Origin of the sequence: Alloalcanivorax mobilis (assembly GCF_002864685.1) — a bacterium.
Lineage (GTDB): Bacteria > Pseudomonadota > Gammaproteobacteria > Pseudomonadales > Alcanivoracaceae > Alloalcanivorax > Alloalcanivorax mobilis.
This window is the reverse complement of sequence record NZ_NMQZ01000021.1, coordinates 18,224-33,175: the sequence shown is the minus strand read 5'-3', so window position 1 is coordinate 33,175 and position 14,952 is coordinate 18,224. Positions and strand designations below refer to the sequence as shown.

13 protein-coding genes are annotated in these 14,952 nt (G+C 61.6%); 4 read left to right on the top strand and 9 right to left on the bottom strand.

Translation table 11 applies throughout. From position 1 onward, the window contains the following. Positions 1–211: 211 nt before the first annotated feature. From CGS25_RS11625 to CGS25_RS11615, 3 genes are all read right to left on the bottom strand, one after another. Complete coding sequence (locus CGS25_RS11625) at positions 212–682, bottom strand: YcxB family protein (RefSeq protein ID WP_101675552.1); 471 nt, start codon at positions 680–682, stop codon at positions 212–214. Between the two features lie 77 nt (positions 683–759). Then, positions 760–1,614 (bottom strand): glutathione-dependent disulfide-bond oxidoreductase, encoded by an 855-nt coding sequence (gene yghU / locus CGS25_RS11620; RefSeq protein ID WP_101675551.1) that lies wholly within the window; start codon positions 1,612–1,614, stop codon positions 760–762. A gap of 181 nt (positions 1,615–1,795) precedes the next feature. Continuing rightward, entirely contained in the window at positions 1,796–2,140 is a 345-nt protein-coding gene (locus tag CGS25_RS11615) for a GFA family protein (protein ID WP_089034148.1), read from the bottom strand. 501 nt (positions 2,141–2,641) lie between these two features. Between CGS25_RS11615 and CGS25_RS11610 the strand changes: the two genes are divergently transcribed. Both CGS25_RS11610 and CGS25_RS11605 read left to right on the top strand, forming a co-directional pair. Continuing rightward, positions 2,642–3,754, top strand: a complete 1,113-nt coding sequence (locus tag CGS25_RS11610) for a ferredoxin reductase (RefSeq protein ID WP_101675550.1) — start codon at positions 2,642–2,644, stop codon at positions 3,752–3,754. 10 nt (positions 3,755–3,764) lie between these two features. After that, positions 3,765–4,952, top strand: coding sequence for a fatty acid desaturase family protein (locus tag CGS25_RS11605; RefSeq protein ID WP_101675549.1), 1,188 nt, complete (start codon positions 3,765–3,767; stop codon positions 4,950–4,952). 68 nt (positions 4,953–5,020) lie between these two features. Here the strand turns inward: CGS25_RS11605 and CGS25_RS11600 are convergent, their stop codons facing one another. The 3 genes from CGS25_RS11600 to katG all read right to left on the bottom strand — a co-directional run bounded on the left by CGS25_RS11600 (position 5,021) and on the right by katG (position 9,057). After that, positions 5,021–6,274 (bottom strand): type II toxin-antitoxin system HipA family toxin, encoded by a 1,254-nt coding sequence (locus CGS25_RS11600; RefSeq protein ID WP_101675548.1) that lies wholly within the window; start codon positions 6,272–6,274, stop codon positions 5,021–5,023. Next, complete coding sequence (locus tag CGS25_RS11595) at positions 6,267–6,599, bottom strand: helix-turn-helix domain-containing protein (protein ID WP_101675547.1); 333 nt, start codon at positions 6,597–6,599, stop codon at positions 6,267–6,269. Before CGS25_RS11595 ends, CGS25_RS11600 begins: the two co-directional genes overlap by 8 nt. 280 nt (positions 6,600–6,879) lie before the next feature. Beyond that, on the bottom strand, positions 6,880–9,057 hold the full coding sequence (gene katG / locus CGS25_RS11590; protein ID WP_101675546.1) for a catalase/peroxidase HPI: 2,178 nt from the start codon (positions 9,055–9,057) through the stop codon (positions 6,880–6,882). Positions 9,058–9,322: 265 nt separating this feature from the next. Here katG and CGS25_RS11585 point away from each other — a divergent pair, with 265 nt between their 5' ends. Continuing rightward, a complete protein-coding gene (locus tag CGS25_RS11585; protein WP_101675545.1) occupies positions 9,323–10,942 on the top strand; it encodes an FAD-NAD(P)-binding protein in 1,620 nt (539 codons plus the stop codon). A gap of 52 nt (positions 10,943–10,994) precedes the next feature. Here the strand turns inward: CGS25_RS11585 and CGS25_RS11580 are convergent, their stop codons facing one another. The 3 genes from CGS25_RS11580 to chaB all read right to left on the bottom strand — a co-directional run bounded on the left by CGS25_RS11580 (position 10,995) and on the right by chaB (position 14,089). Continuing rightward, positions 10,995–11,279, bottom strand: a complete 285-nt coding sequence (locus CGS25_RS11580; protein WP_089034141.1) for a hypothetical protein — start codon at positions 11,277–11,279, stop codon at positions 10,995–10,997. Between the two features lie 134 nt (positions 11,280–11,413). Beyond that, a complete protein-coding gene (locus CGS25_RS11575; protein WP_101675544.1) occupies positions 11,414–13,624 on the bottom strand; it encodes an OsmC domain/YcaO domain-containing protein in 2,211 nt (736 codons plus the stop codon). A 231-nt stretch (positions 13,625–13,855) separates the two neighbouring features. After that, on the bottom strand, positions 13,856–14,089 hold the full coding sequence (gene chaB, locus CGS25_RS11570) for a putative cation transport regulator ChaB (protein WP_089034139.1): 234 nt from the start codon (positions 14,087–14,089) through the stop codon (positions 13,856–13,858). A gap of 434 nt (positions 14,090–14,523) precedes the next feature. Between chaB and CGS25_RS11565 the strand changes: the two genes are divergently transcribed. Further along, positions 14,524–14,952, top strand: coding sequence for a DUF2231 domain-containing protein (locus tag CGS25_RS11565; RefSeq protein ID WP_101675543.1), 429 nt, complete (start codon positions 14,524–14,526; stop codon positions 14,950–14,952).

Sequence of the window (14,952 nt, the reverse complement as noted above, 5' to 3'; positions counted from 1 at the left end):
GCAGCGAGCCTTTATACCGAGCCTTCCGCAGCCGCTTTTGTTGTTATGAAAAAACGCAAAGCGGCTTCATTTAATACAACGCAAATCCATTTAACAATTTATTTGCGAATAGGCATTATGATTTCTGAAAAGCGCTGTTCGCTCTTTATTTTTTGCGCGATTTATCGGCGATAAGGAGATTTTCAGTCACGCGGAGCGGACTGACGAACGGCTATCGGGCTTTGCCCACGTGCTGTTGCAGCAGGGTGGCAAAGCGGTCCATCTGGTCCTGATCGGCGAAGAAGTGGGCGGGGAGCATGTAGAACAGATTGCGCGCCGGGTAGATCAATATCACCCGCTTGCCGCGCCGCCACTTAACAATGTGATCCCATGGCAGGCGGCCCTCGGCGGAAGGCTGCGTGATCGACAGCCCCTCTTCGCTAACGTGGATGGTCTGCGGTTCGGAGAGCGCCTTGTATTCCCTGAAATTCTTGCGCGCGCGCCAGGGCCACAAGTACATCAGCCCTGACAACAGCACATAAACCACCAGGCCGGTGACGACAGCGGGAAGATCGCGGGTAAACGCCCACAGCGCCACGGCGAGCAGCAGGGCCACCACCAGCGTCCAGCGCCAGCGGAACAGGCCGTGCATGCGTTGCGCGACGATATAGTCTTCAACCCGCGCGGTCCCTTGCAGAGTCATCGGTTTCCTCTAAGCAGGCTTTGAACAGCGCCTCGGGGCACTTTGCCCCGGGTCCGGTAGGCGCATTGAAAATGCGCTTATTGGCCCGCGAGCTGATCGAAATCGCTGGCGTCGTGCCGTTCACGCAGTTGCGTCTGCGGATCACCGAAGGTGCGGTTGACCTTGCGACCGCGCTGCACCGCGGGGCGGGCATCGATCTCCTTGGCCCAGCGCATGACGTTTTTGTACGAGGTGACATCAAGGAATTCAGCGGCGCTGTAGAGCCGGCCGAGCACCAGTTGGCCGTACCAGGGCCAGGTGGCGACATCGGCGATGCTGTATTCGTCGCCGGCCAGCCAGGCGTTGTCGGCCAGGTGCCGGTCGAGCACGTCGAGCTGGCGCTTCACTTCCATGGTGTAACGATCAATGGGGTACTGATATTTTTCCGGCGCGTAGGCATAGAAATGGCCAAAACCACCGCCCAGAACCGGCGCCGCGCCCTGCTGCCAGAACAGCCAGTTCATGCATTCGGTGCGCTCCGCGTGCCCCTTGGGGATCAGGGCGCCGAATTTTTCCGCCAGATACAACACGATGGAGGCGGTTTCGAACACCCGCTGGGGCGGCGTGACGCTGTGGTCCATCATCGCCGGAATCTTGGAGTTGGGGTTGGCCGCCACGAAACCACTGCCGAATTGATCGCCCTCGCCAATGTTGATCAGCCAAGCGTCGTACTCGGCGTCCTTGTGGCCCATGGCCAGCAGCTCTTCGAGCATCACCGTGACCTTGACGCCATTGGGCGTGGCCAGGGAATACACCTGGAGGGGGTGTTTACCCACCGGCAGATCCTTGTCGTGGGTGGCGCCGGCGATGGGCCGGTTGATGTTGGCGAACTTGCCACCGTTGCCCGGCTCCCATTTCCAAACCGTCGGCGGGGTATAGGTGTCATCGGTCATCGAATCTTTCTCCCGTTCACAAACGAAAAGGCGCTGGCGCCGAACAGAGTAAAGCCATGGCACAGTAAGGGTTCACGGCGTATTTTTGAATCCACGGCGCCCACAAGGAGCCCTATCATGGCGAAAGTCACGGTTTATGGCGACACCCGGACCCTGACAACGGGCCCGACCGTGGCCGACGTCAAGATGATCGACCGTCCACCTGTTGTCTTTTTATCCCGGCCAGGTCGATGCCTTCCAGGCAGCGCACGTTGATCGCCGCCATTTCAACGCCGCCGTGAGCACCAAAGCCAAAAGGCGCGCAGCCGCAAGTGGCGCAAAAGTGATGTTTGATTTCGTGTTTATTAAACGTGTAAGTACTCAGCGCACCGTCTTCGGCGGTGACCGACACGTCGGCGCGCGGCACAAACCACAACAGATACCCCTTGCGGCTGCAATGCGAGCAATTGCATTCCACCACCGACTGACACTCCCCTTTCACCTCGATATTGACGTTGCCGCAGTGGCAACTTCCCTTGTGTTTCATCGCGTGTATTCTCCAATCCGCTACCTGTTATCTAATCGAACGTTCCCGGTGGCTTGATAGTAAGCCGACGCTGACGACAAAGCAGCCGTCGGCGAAGTCAAGGCGGGCAACCGGGTCGGGCTGGCCAGGACCGTGTCCGGCCATGGACGGCCGGACTCGAGCCCGCACGGAGGCGTCTTTTTGCGTGTCCTGGCCAGCCCGGCCCGGTTGCCCGACCCCGGATGGAGAGACTAACTCCACCCCAAAAAAACCGACCGCAAAACCCCTTGGGCCTGTTCACATCTTGGCGGAGCAATGCCATTGTCACCGACATCCCCGCCGGCCTGAAACTCTTACCTGCGCCCACGGCGAACCGCCAAAGCCCCTTGTCACAAGCCTCATCCACTCGGCCAGCGTAATTCGGCACCTTGAAAAAAATTGCCCTCTTCCCATATCCTCTCATCATCTATAAAGTGAACACACGTACACATAAAAATCAAAACCCTTAACCGGAGGTCAGGCATGTCCACTCCAATGCCAGAGCACCCCAGAACGAAAAGCTGGCTGGCCAAGCTGGCGGCGATCACCGATATGTTCGCCTACCCGCTGCGTACCTCCCATTACGTGGAGTTGGTCAACCCGCTGTGGAGCACGCACCGTCTGCATGCCCGGGTGGTGGCGGTGTGGGACGAAACCCAGGACTCCCGCACCCTTACCCTGAAGCCCGGGGCCCACTGGCGGCTGCACCGGCCCGGCCAGCACATCCGCGTGGGCATTCCGGTGCAGGGGCGGCACTACACCCGTACCTACACTATTTCCTCGCCGCCGGAACGCGATGACGGTTGCTTCACCATTACCGTGAAAAAGATCGACGGCGGCCGTCTGTCGCACCACATCGTGCGCAATCTCAAGGTCGGCGATTACGTTCCGGTGGGCCTGCCCCAGGGCGACTTTTATCTGCCGGATGCGTCGCCGATTCAACCCCTGTTCATTACCGCCGGCAGCGGCATTACCCCGGCGATGAGCATGCTGCGCAGCCTGATTCAGCAACAGCGCCTGCCGAACACCACGCACATTCACTACGCGCCGCATGAGTTCGACACCATTTTTGGCAAGGAGCTGCGCAAGCTGAACGCCGAGCAGCCGCATTACCGTCTGCACGAAGTGCACACCCGCAAGGAGCAGGGCAACGCCGCCCACTTCAGCCGCGAAAGGCTGGAACAGTTCTGCCCCGACTGGCGCGAGCGCGATTGCTACGCGTGCGGCCCGCCGGGCCTGCTGGCCGCGCTGGAACAAACCTGGGAAGAGGCGGGCCTGTCACAGCGCCTGCACATCGAGCGCTTCCGCGCCGAGTTGGCGCCGATCCCCGACGACGCGGTGGGCGGCAAGGTGCGCTTCGCGCGCAGCGATCTCGACGTGGACGCGGACGGCCAGACCAACCTGCTGCGCATCGCCGAGGACGCCGGGCTGAACCCGCCCCACGGCTGCCGTATGGGCATCTGCCATACCTGCAATACAACACTGAAATCCGGCTGCGTGCGCGACCTGCGCAGCGGCGCTTTCATCAACGAGCCGGGCGCCATCGTGCAGGTGTGCGTGTGCGCCACCGCCGGCGACTGCGAACTGGATATCTAGGGAGAACCGCATGAGCACGAAACGACCGCTGCCCGTGGATCTCACGGAAGATCAAATCGACGAATTCGGCCGCGAGATGGACGCCATCTATTACGAGACCCTGGAGTCCCGGGGCGAGAAGGACCGGCTCTATATCCTGCGGTTGATCCGCATTCAGCGCAGCATGGCGCTGTTCGGCCGGCTGGTGATCTACGCCAGCCTGTTCCTGCTGCCCGCCTGGCCGCACGCCTTGGCCGGCTGGGGCACCACGGTGCTGGTGATGGCCCTGGGCGTGATCATGCTGGGTGTCGCCAAGATTCTGGAAAACATGGAAATCGCCCACAACGTGCTGCACGCCCAATGGGACTGGATGAAAGACCCGGAAATCCAGTCCAACACCTGGGAGTGGGACAACATGAGCCCGTCGGATCGCTGGATGTACTCGCACAATGTGGTGCATCACACCTGGACCAACGTGCTCGAGAAAGACCTGGACGTGGGCTACGGCATCATGCGCGTCACCCCGATGCAGCCCTGGAAACCTGCTTACCTGCTTCAGCCCGTGTACTTCGTGCTGCTGATGCTGCTGTTCGAAGAGGGCGTATCACTGCACGAACAGGCCATCATCGACGTGGGCGAAGGCAAGAAAAAACCCAGGGAAATCCTGCCGCTGATGAAACACATCGGCCAGAAAATCTGGGGGCAAGTGCGCAAGGATTACATCATGTGGCCGGGCCTCGCCGCGCTGGTGTCGGTTCCGATTTCGCTGGTTGTGCCGGAATCTCCGCTCACCGTGTTTCTGCTGGTGGCCGGCGCCAACTTCATCGCCAACATCATCCGCAATATCTGGGCGTTCGTGATCATTTTCTGCGGGCATTTCCCCGCCGACGTCTACAACTTCACCGAAGCACAGGTGGAAGGCGAATCCCGTGGCCAGTGGTACATCCGCCAGTTGCTCGGTTCCGCCAACATCACTGGCGGCCCGCTGTTTCATGTGATGTCTGGCAACCTGAGCCACCAGATCGAGCATCACCTGTTTCCCGATCTGTGCAGCAACCGCTATCCGGAAGTGGCGCCGCGCGTCAAAGCGCTCGCCGACCGCTACGGCCTGCCGTACAACTCCGCGCCCTTGTGGCGGCAGTTCGGCACCACCTGGCTGAAGAACCTGCGGCTGGCGTTTCCGGGGGGCACCCTGCCGCCGGAGCCGGCGCGGGCGTAAAGGGCATCGCGCGTTCGTGCGCGGGAATGCAGGAGCCGCTGCCGTCGCCGTCAGGCCGTGGCGTCGTCTCAGGCCCCTAATGAGCGCGCGGCCCGCGAGTCCTCATGTTCAAAGGCGCTTTCCATCCGCTTAATCTCCACGGCGGGAGCGCCCCGTTCTTTGGCCACCTCCCGCCAGCCCAGGCAGGCTTGCGCCACGGCGCGAATTTCCCGGTCGGCGTCGTCCAGTTTCAGGGAAAACTCTTGCGCCACCGACCGCAGCAAGTCGATGGAGCAGGTGCCGTCGTCCAGGTCGATGTTGGTGGCCAGCACCCGGGCTTTCAGGTCCTGGGGCGTGGGGTTGAGATCGTAGGCAGGTGACAGCGACCATCCGGCTCCGCCCTGCCAGAGAAAGCCGTGGTTCCTCAGATGGTCGTCCACGTTGGAAACCAGAATCGAGAACGCCACTCTCTTGAACAGCTCCAGCCGGTCGCCACGGGCATTGGCCCCCTGCTCGGCCAGCGCATCGACGATTTCCAGATAGCTGCCGCGCTCACCGTCGCGATGCTCGGTCATCGACATCGCCGAGAGAAACGGAATGCGTTCCTCGCCGTGGCGATCAAACCGGCGGGACAGCAGCACCGGCCGACCCGTCACCGTGTGCAGGTTGTGAGCAGCGGTCCGGATGCCAGCGCTTGCCGCCAGATCCAGCGCCACGGCTTCCCAGCGTTCCAGAGAGTATTCATCGGTTTGCTTGGGAAATTTAGCGATCGCCAGACGGCCATGCTGATCAATCACCGATGCCTTGGGTCGGGCACCGCCCAGGGAAGAACCGGGCGCGAAGATCATGCGCAGGTCGTCATCGCTCTCATCACCACGAACGATCCGCTCCGAGGCGCCCAACAACTCGCCCAGGGCCAGCAAATCCGGCACGCCATGCGGCTGCGGCGCCTGGAATTCCTGTTCATCCCGCCAACGAAAACGCAGCGCCCCCAGGCGGGTCAGGTCGGAAACGCCGAGCAGAAAGTCGCTCTCATGAAGGGTTCGCACGGCGCGGCTTTCCCGTTCCGCCGCACGGCGTTCGCGGCGGCGCATCAGCATGCGACCCCAGGTATCCGGCGCGGAATCGCCCAGCGTGCCGAACATTTCCGCGCCCGCCGGCGGGCGAAACACACCCGGGCCCACGGGCAAGGCCGGGTCCATGGAAAAACGGTCGTCCGCGACCAGCCATTCGGGGGCGTACTCAAAGGTTACCGTCTCGCGGCCCCGGCCGGCATGACGGCGCATCAGGCCCACGCGGCGGCATTGATGCCGCCAGTCCAGAAAGACCTCGATGTCATTCATCCTTCGCGGCCCTGTTGCGCGGCGATGAGGCACGCTGACGCAGCGTCTCCCGGCTGATATCCAGACCCTGCCGATCCTCGGCGCTATCAGCGAGATCCGCCAGACGCACCAGCATCCCCAGGGCTTGCAGCACGCCGGCCAGAATCCCCGCGCTCACCGCCGGATCGCCTTTTTCAAGCCGGGTCAGAGTGGCACGGGAGGTGGCGGCACGCTCCGCCACCACTTCCATGGACAGATTACGCCGCAAACGGGCTTCGCGAATGTCCTCGCCGACCTTACGCAAGGCCCGGCGAACGGCTGGGGAGGGTCGATAAGGCGATGGCATAACGTAACCTTCATGATGCACTATCCATAACAATGTCTCATGAAGACGACACTATATCAAGAGCCTGAAAAGAGGTACTCTCTGGAATTACGCCTCATCAAAGACTAACGGGAAGCTGTTTCTGGCGCGTGACCGGGCCGCCCCATGTGACGCAGGTAAGGGCGGTGCCTTCCGGGAGAGCTCAAGCCATCCATGGTCGCTCTGATGGCGGAGGCGCTTAGCCAAGATTAAAAAAAGCGCGGCCGAAGCCGCGCTCTTTTTTGGCCGTTAAAAGAACCGATTACTTCAGGTCGAACCGCCCCAGGTTCATCACCTTGTCCCAAGCGGCGACGAAGTCATTGACGAACTTCTGTTCCGCTTCATCGGCGCCGTACACCTCGGCCAGGGCGCGCAGCAGGGAATTGGCGCCGAACACCAGATCCAGGCGGGTGGCGGTCCACTTCAGCTCACCGCTGGAGCGGTCGCGCCCCTCGAACAGAAAATCATCGTCCTGGGATTGCGGCGCCCAGGCGATGCTCATGTCCACCACGGTCTTGAAGAAATCGTTGCTGAGCGCCTCCGGGCGGTCGGTGAACACCCCGTGCGCGGAACCATCGTGGTTGGCGTTCAGGGTGCGCATGCCCCCCACCAGCACGGCCAGTTCCGGGGCGGTCAGCGTGAGCAACTGGGCGCGGTCGATCATCAGGTGTTCCGCGCCCACCGCGGTTTTGCCCTTGCGGTAATTGCGCACCGCGTCCACGAACGGTTCCAGATAGCGGAATGAATCCACATCGGTCTGCTCCAACGACGCGTCGGTGCGCCCCGGGCGGAACGGCACCGTCACCTTATGGCCGCCGTTGGCCGCCGCTTTTTCCACGCCCGCGCAGCCGGCCAGCACGATCAGATCCGCCAGCGACACCTTCTTGCCGCCAGCGGCGGACTGGTTAAACCGCTGCTGGATGCCTTCCAGGGTCCGCAGCACCTTATCCAGATTTTGCGGATCATTGACCGCCCAATCCTTCTGCGGCGCCAAGCGCACGCGGGCGCCGTTGGCGCCGCCGCGCATGTCGGAGCCGCGATAACTGGAGGCGGAGGCCCAGGCGGCCTTCACCAGTTGCGCGATCGACAAACCGGATTGCAGAATTTCGCCCTTGAGGCGGTCGATGTCCTGGTCGTCCACCAGGGGGTGATCCACGCCGGGCACCGGGTCTTGCCAGATCAGCTCCTCGCTGGGCACTTCCGGGCCCAGGTAACGCTCAATCGGGCCCATGTCACGGTGGGTGAGCTTGTACCAGGCGCGCGCGAAGGCATCGGCGAACTGGTCCGGATTCTCGTGGAAGCGGCGGGAAATCTTTTCGTATTGCGGATCAAAGCGCAGCGACAAATCAGTGGTGAGCATGGTCGGTTTGCGCTTCTTGCTCTGATCGTGGGCGTAGGGAACGTCAGCCTGGGCGTCCTTGGCCACCCACTGGTAAGCGCCCGCCGGGCTCTTCTCCAGCTCCCATTCGTGGCCGAACAGGTTCTCGAAGAACAAATGGCTCCACTGGGTCGGTTTTTGGGTCCAGGTGACTTCCGGCCCACCGCCCATGGTGTCATCACCCATGCCGCTGCCATGGCTGCTCTTCCAGCCCAGGCCCATCATTTCGATGGGCGCGGCTTCCGGCTCCGGCCCCACTTTTTCCGGGTCGCCGGCGCCGTGGGTTTTACCAAAGGTGTGGCCGCCGGCGATCAGCGCCACGGTCTCTTCGTCGTTCATCGCCATGCGGGCGAAGGTCTCGCGGATGTCGTGGGCCGCTTTCAATGGGTCCGGCTCGCCCTCGGGGCCTTCCGGGTTCACATAGATCAGACCCATGGTGGTGGCCCCGAGGGGATCTTCCAGGTCCCGTTCGCCGGAATAGCGCTTGCCGGTGCCCAGCCATTCGCTCTCCGCGCCCCAGTAGACGTCTTCCTCGGGTTCGTACAGATCCTCGCGGCCGCCGGCAAAACCAAAGGTCTCGAACCCCATGGATTCCAGGGCCACGTTGCCGCTGAGCACGATCAGGTCGGCCCAGGAAATCCTGTTGCCGTACTTTTTCTTGATCGGCCACAATAGCCGGCGGGCTTTATCCAGGTTGACGTTGTCCGGCCAGCTGTTCAGGGGGGCGAACCGCTGGGTGCCGGCACCAGCACCGCCGCGGCCGTCGCCCAAGCGATAGGTGCCAGCGCTGTGCCAGGCCATGCGGATGAACAACGGCCCGTAATGACCAAAATCCGCCGGCCACCAGTCCTGGGAATCGGTCATCAGCGCTTCCAGATCTTTTTTCAACGCCGCCAGATCCAGGCTCTTGAAGGCTTCGGCGTAGTCGAAATCCTTATCCATGGGGCTGGAAACCGGCGCATGTTGATGCAGAAGCTCAATGCGCAGGCGGTTCGGCCACCAATCCTTATTGGTAACGCCGCCGCCGGCGGTGTGATTAAAGGGGCATTTGCTCTCGCTCATCGTTGTTCTCCTTGTGGAAACACACCTGCAATTCTCCGCAGCCTGATCCGCATCGGCCACCCATACCCTCTATCTAGTCTCATCGCTTCCCATGGTGCCAATGTAGCCTGCCAAAGGCAGCAATAGCTTTTATGATTGGCGGCGTTACCGCCGGACTTGCACCCAGGATTGTTCTATTTGCGGAAAAGGTAAAATCAGCACTCCGCCAATGGACAATAAAGCCCGGCGTCACGCATTCTCAAAGTCCGGCCTTGAGATTATATCCATGCAGCGCATCGCCATTATTGGCACCGGGCCTACCGGCCTTTACACGTTTGCCGCTCTGATCAATGGTCGGGCGCCGCTGGCGATCACCCTGTACGAGCAGGGCGACCAGGCCGGCGTCGGCATGCCGTATGACAGGCACGCCAATCACCGCGCCATGCTCGCCAACATCGCCAGTATCGAAATCCCCCCGCTAACCCGCACCTATCTGGATTGGCTGCGCGCGCGAACAACGTCTTTTCTGAATGACTACGGGGTGGATAAAGCAGGCTTGCACGAGCGGCAGTTTCTGCCACGAATTCTGCTTGGGCATTATTTTCGCGACCAGTTTCTGGACCTGCTGGCGAAGGCAAAAGAGCGGGGCCACCGCGTATCCGTGTTCGAAGGGTGCCGCGTCACCGATCTGGCGGCGGGCCAGGAAGATCTGAAAATCTGGACCGACCGTCACACCGACCCCGGCGACTTTGACCGCGCGGTGATCGCCACCGGCCACGTCTGGCCTGCGCCGGCCCGCGACACGCCGGGGTATTTCCCCAGCCCCTGGAGCGGCCTGATCGGTGCCGCCATTCCCGCTGGCGCGGTGGGCGTGCTTGGCACCTCGCTCAGCGGCATCGACGCGGCCATGGCGGTGGCCGTGCAGCATGGGCGCTTCCATGAACAACCCGACGATCCGCACAATACTCTGCGTTTTCAGCGCGCAGCGGGCAGCGAGGCTTTGTGCATCACGCTGATGTCACGGTCCGGGTTATTGCCGGAAGCGGATTTCTATTGCCCGATTCCCCATCAGCCCTTGCACATCGCCACCCAGGAAAACATCGGCCGGGAAATCGACGCCGGCCCGCATGGCCTGCTGGACCGGGTGTTCGAACTGATACGGCGTGAGATCCGCCGCGCCGACCCGGCCTGGAGCGACAGCATCGCTCTCTCCACACTGAACGCCGACACCTTCGCCGCCGCCTATTTCGCCAACCGCGCCCAGCGCAACCCATTTCGCTGGGCACGCCGCAATCTGGAAGAAGTGGAGCGCAACAAAAGAAACAAGCACACCGTGCCCTGGCGTTACGCCTTGTTGCGTCTGCACGAAGCCGTGGAAGACATCGCGCCACATCTGAGCAGCAATGACCGCGAACGTTTCGATGCCGGCCTGCGCCGGGTGTTCGTGGACAACTACGCGGCGGTGCCGCCGGAATCGATCCGCCGGCTGCTGGCGCTACGCGCCGCCGGCGTCATCGAGGTGCTGGAAATGGGCACCGATTACCGGATGCGCATCGGCGACAACGGCACCGTGATCACCACCGTGAACGGCGACCATCATTTCCCGGTGTTCATTGATGCCCGGGGGCAGAAGGCCCTGGACCTTGGCGACCTGCCGTTTCCACGTCTGCGCGAGCAACTGCTGGCTCACGGCGATGCGCTGCCGCCGGTTGGCGATAACTACACCCTGATGGTGCCGCAAATCGGCGGGCACCGCATCGCGCTCGCCGCGCTGCCGTTTCTGATGCACTACCGCCCGTTCGTGCAGGGTATCGCGGTGTGCGCGGAGATCGGCCAGGCCATCGGCGAGACTCTCCATCGCGGCCCGCGGCGCCAGCGACATTGGTTACCGGATTACGAGCGCTGATACTGGCAAAACCGGTGTGCCGTGATGCCCGGGCTCTGGGCCCGGCAGCCTGTTAATTCAGCATCATTTGCGAGAGCCCGTACCAGAGCGCGGAGATCAACAGCCCGCCGATATAGCAATTGATCACCACCGCGTATCGGGGCAGTTGGAAAAAGCCGAAATGGCCCTTTACGTTACGCAGAAAGAAGCTGCCCACCAGCACCGCGCCGATCACAATGCCCAAGGGAAAGGAACGATCCAGAAAGGCCGGTACCAGGGCGCACGCGAAGCCGCCGTACAGCAGCAACGCTCCCAACAGGTCGGTTTTCCAAAGGTGAAAATCGTCATACTGGTTCATGGCTTATTCAACTTCGTCGTCGGGTTCGGTCACCACCTGGACGCCATTTTCTTCGCACCACTGGATAGCGAACTGTTCAAGGCGGGCATCGCGATACGCGTACCTTCCAGAGTGACAGGCTCCCACCTCCCGACTCAGGGCGTAAGGCTCACGCCCGCCTTTGCCGCCCGGGCAGCGTGCAGCTTTTTATAGCTTTCGATCAGGCGCAGATGCTTGTCCAGCCCATCGAGCTGCATATTGGTGGGCGTAAGGCCGGGAAAGCGCATCTCGCCATTAACGGCACCGATCACCCCGACCATGGTCTCGTCGCCATACATGCGTTCAAGATTGGCCCGATAGTCGTCCAGCTCCAGCTCGTCGTCCAGGGTGATCTCCAGCACCGCGCTGACGGCGCGGTAGAACAGGTTGCGCTCGACCGTGTTGTCGTTGAACTGCAGAAAGGCTTCCACGCGCTCCAGCGCTTCCTCGTGTTGACGCAGGGCCAGGTTGATCAGCAGTTTCAGCTCCAGCACGGTGAGCTGGCCCCAGACGGTATTTTCGTCGAACTCAATACCAATCAGGGTAATGACATCGGTGTAATCGTCGATCTGGCTGTCTTCCAGACGCTCGAGCAAATTGACCAGGCCGCTGTCGTCCAGGGCATGCAGGGTGAGAATGTCCTCGCGGTAGTCCAACGCCTTATTGGTGTTGTCCCACACCAGGTCGTCCACCGGGTAGACCTCGGAATAGCCCGGCACCAGAATCCGGCAGACCGGCGCGCCCAGGTCCTCGTGCACGGCCATGTAGACCTCCTTGCCCAGCTCGTCGAGGATGGCGAACAGGCGCTCGGCTTCTTCGTCCGTACTTTGTGAAGAGCTGCCCGAAAAGTCCCATTCCTGGAAATCGTAGTCGGCCTTGTCGCTGAAGAAGCGCCAGGACACCACGCCGGTGGAGTCGATGAAATGCTCCACGAAGTTATTGGGTTCGGTCACCGCCAGGCTGTTGAACGTGGGCGGCGGCACATCGTTAAGGCCCTCGAAACTGCGGCCCTGCAGCAGCTCGGTGAGGCTGCGTTCCAGTGCCACCGCCAGGCTCGGGTGCGCCCCGAACGACACGAACACGCCGCCGGTGCGCGGGTTCATCAGCGCCACGCAGGCCACCGGAAACTGCCCACCCAAAGAGGCGTCCTTGACCAACACCGGGAAGCCCTGGGCCTCCAGCGCCTGGACGCCTTCCACCAGTTTCGGGTACTTCGCCAGCACCGCTGGCGGCACATCCGGCAGTGCCAGCTCTTCCTCGATGATCTGTTTCTTAACGGCCCGCTCGAAAATTTCGGACAAACACTGCACCTGCGCTTCCGGCAGAGTGTTGCCGGCGCTCATGCCGTTACTGAGAAACAGGTTCTCGATCAGATTGGACGGGAACCACACCGTCTCGCCGTCTGAGCGGCGCACGAACGGCAGCGCGCAGATGCCGCGTTCCATGTTGCCGGAGTTGGTGTCGATCAGATTGGAGCCGCCCAGCTCGCCCTCCGGGTTATAAATCGCCCGGCAGTGATCATCCAGAATACCCTCGGGCAACTGATCGTTGGCGCCCGGCTTGAACCAGCGCTCATTGGGGTAATGCACGAACGGGCTGTTGGCGATCTCTTCGCCAAAAAACTGATCATTGTAGAAAAAGTTACAACTCAGCCGCTCGATGAACTCGCCCAACGCGGAACACAGCGCGCTCTCCTTGGTGGCGCCTTTGCCGTTGGTGAAGCACATCGGCGAGGCGGCATCACGAATGTGCAGCGACCAGACGTGCGGCACGATATTGCGCCAGGAGGCGATCTCGATCTTCATGCCCAGCTCGGCGAGAATGCCGGTCATGGTGGCGATGGTCTCTTCCAGGGCCCGGTCCTTGCCCTCGATGTAAGTGCGCGCCTCGCCCTCGATGCCCGCCATCAGCAGCGCCTGGGCGTCCTCATCCAGGTTCTCCACTGTCTCGATCTGGAACTCCGGCCCGGTCTGCACCACCTTCTTCACCGTGCAGCGGTCAATGGAACGCAGGATGCCCTGGCGGTCCTTATCGGACATGCCCTCCGGCAGCTCGACTTGAATCTTGAAGATCTGGTTGTAGCGGTTCTCCGGGTCGATGATGTTGTTCTGCGACAGCCGGATGTTGTCGGTGGGAATGTCTCGCGCCAGGCAGTAGACGCGCACGAAATAAGCCGCGCACAGCGCCGACGACGCCAGGAAGTAATCGAATGGGCTGGGCGCCGAGCCGTCGCCCTTGTAGCGAATCGGCTGGTCGGTGACCACGGTGAAGTCGTCGAATCTGGCTTCGAGGCGAAGGTTATCGAGGAAATTGACGTTGATCTGCATTAGGAGACTACCGCGATTGGAGTGTGGGGCGCGTCATGGCCTTCAATGGGCGGCATTATCCCGATTTGGAGCGCCGGCGTCTCGCCGGTGTCTCGCATGGCCCAATGGTGTCTACCCGGCGGAGGAGGGCCGGGCGCCCGACACCCATCGCGGTATCACCGATCATTTGGAACAAACGCGCAGCTCCGCCAGATAGCGGCCCTGCCGCGGATGCTGCAAACAGATTAAGTGTCAGTCCTTTTTGGGGTGCCAGTGGTCGTCGTCGCCTTTACTGTATTTCGACTTTACCGCCGACCAGGCCACCTTGTGGGCGGTCTCTTCCCGCGTCGCGTTGTCACGCCGGTCCTCCTTGTCGTCGTATTCATCCCAGGCGCTGTTAAACGCTTCCTTGTAAATGTCCTGTGCACCCTTGGGTAGCACATTACGGACGCTGTCCGGCAATTCGGCACGCTTTTCATAAGGCATCGGGCTACTCCTTGTTGGCCACGGTCATCCTTGAATATGGACGACCAGGTATCGGCACAAGCAGCGAGGATGTGAAAGCATGTAAAAGTGGGCAAAGAACCGGAACGTGCCTTTGCATGCGGATGCTGCCTATGAGCCACTGCCTGCTTTTCTTGCAGGCTGCTTTTACCCGCGGCCATCCTGCGCCGACGGCCATCACAGATACTGATCAGCGACCCCGCTGTCGTGTCGAGCCCGTGCGCCTATTTCTAAAGTTGCACATTGCGTTATCTGTGTAAGAGGGGTAGCAATGATTTATCTCAACATCAATGCGCGGCCGAAACCGATCAGTCGGCGGCGCGTTCGAGCGTCGTTCTGGCAGCTTCGCAGCCGGTTCGAACTCCACAAACATCGGGACCCTGAAGATACCAGCCCCGGCAAACGAGAGAAGCGCCATGGCCGAAGCCTACGACATGGATCATTCGCGTCCCCTCCATCCACTACACGCCCTTCTACTGACCTTCCCGCTGCCCCTGTTTCTGGGCGCTCTGCTTAGCGATCTGGCTTATTCCTCCAGCTATCAGGTGCAGTGGACCAACTTTGCCTCCTGGCTGATCGCCGGCGCCCTGCTGGTGGGCGGCTTCGCGCTGCTGTGGGCGCTGGTCGAATGGATCATCAGCGGCCCCGCCCGTACCGCCCGGCACGCGGTGTATTTCGTCGTGCTGCTGGTGATGTGGGTGCTCGGCTTTATCAATGCGCTGGTGCACGCCAAGGACGCCTGGGCGGCCATGCCGGCCGGGTTGTGGTTGTCGGTGGTGGTGACGGTGCTGGCCCTGGTGGCGAGCTGGATCGGCTACTCAGGTCTGCGTGCAGGAGTGAAATAA

Bases quoted from the DNA above. Each gene is read 5' to 3' on its own strand.
- CGS25_RS11625 (WP_101675552.1), bottom strand. From the start codon at position 682: ATGACTCTGCAAGGGACCGCGCGGGTTGAAGACTATATCGTCGCGCAA.
- yghU (WP_101675551.1), bottom strand. From the start codon at position 1,614: ATGACCGATGACACCTATACCCCGCCGACGGTTTGGAAATGGGAGCCG.
- CGS25_RS11615 (WP_089034148.1), bottom strand. From the start codon at position 2,140: ATGAAACACAAGGGAAGTTGCCACTGCGGCAACGTCAATATCGAGGTG.
- CGS25_RS11610 (WP_101675550.1), top strand. From the start codon at position 2,642: ATGTCCACTCCAATGCCAGAGCACCCCAGAACGAAAAGCTGGCTGGCC.
- CGS25_RS11605 (WP_101675549.1), top strand. From the start codon at position 3,765: ATGAGCACGAAACGACCGCTGCCCGTGGATCTCACGGAAGATCAAATC.
- CGS25_RS11600 (WP_101675548.1), bottom strand. From the start codon at position 6,274: ATGAATGACATCGAGGTCTTTCTGGACTGGCGGCATCAATGCCGCCGC.
- CGS25_RS11595 (WP_101675547.1), bottom strand. From the start codon at position 6,599: ATGCCATCGCCTTATCGACCCTCCCCAGCCGTTCGCCGGGCCTTGCGT.
- katG (WP_101675546.1), bottom strand. From the start codon at position 9,057: ATGAGCGAGAGCAAATGCCCCTTTAATCACACCGCCGGCGGCGGCGTT.
- CGS25_RS11585 (WP_101675545.1), top strand. From the start codon at position 9,323: ATGCAGCGCATCGCCATTATTGGCACCGGGCCTACCGGCCTTTACACG.
- CGS25_RS11580 (WP_089034141.1), bottom strand. From the start codon at position 11,279: ATGAACCAGTATGACGATTTTCACCTTTGGAAAACCGACCTGTTGGGA.
- CGS25_RS11575 (WP_101675544.1), bottom strand. From the start codon at position 13,624: ATGCAGATCAACGTCAATTTCCTCGATAACCTTCGCCTCGAAGCCAGA.
- chaB (WP_089034139.1), bottom strand. From the start codon at position 14,089: ATGCCTTATGAAAAGCGTGCCGAATTGCCGGACAGCGTCCGTAATGTG.
- CGS25_RS11565 (WP_101675543.1), top strand. From the start codon at position 14,524: ATGGCCGAAGCCTACGACATGGATCATTCGCGTCCCCTCCATCCACTA.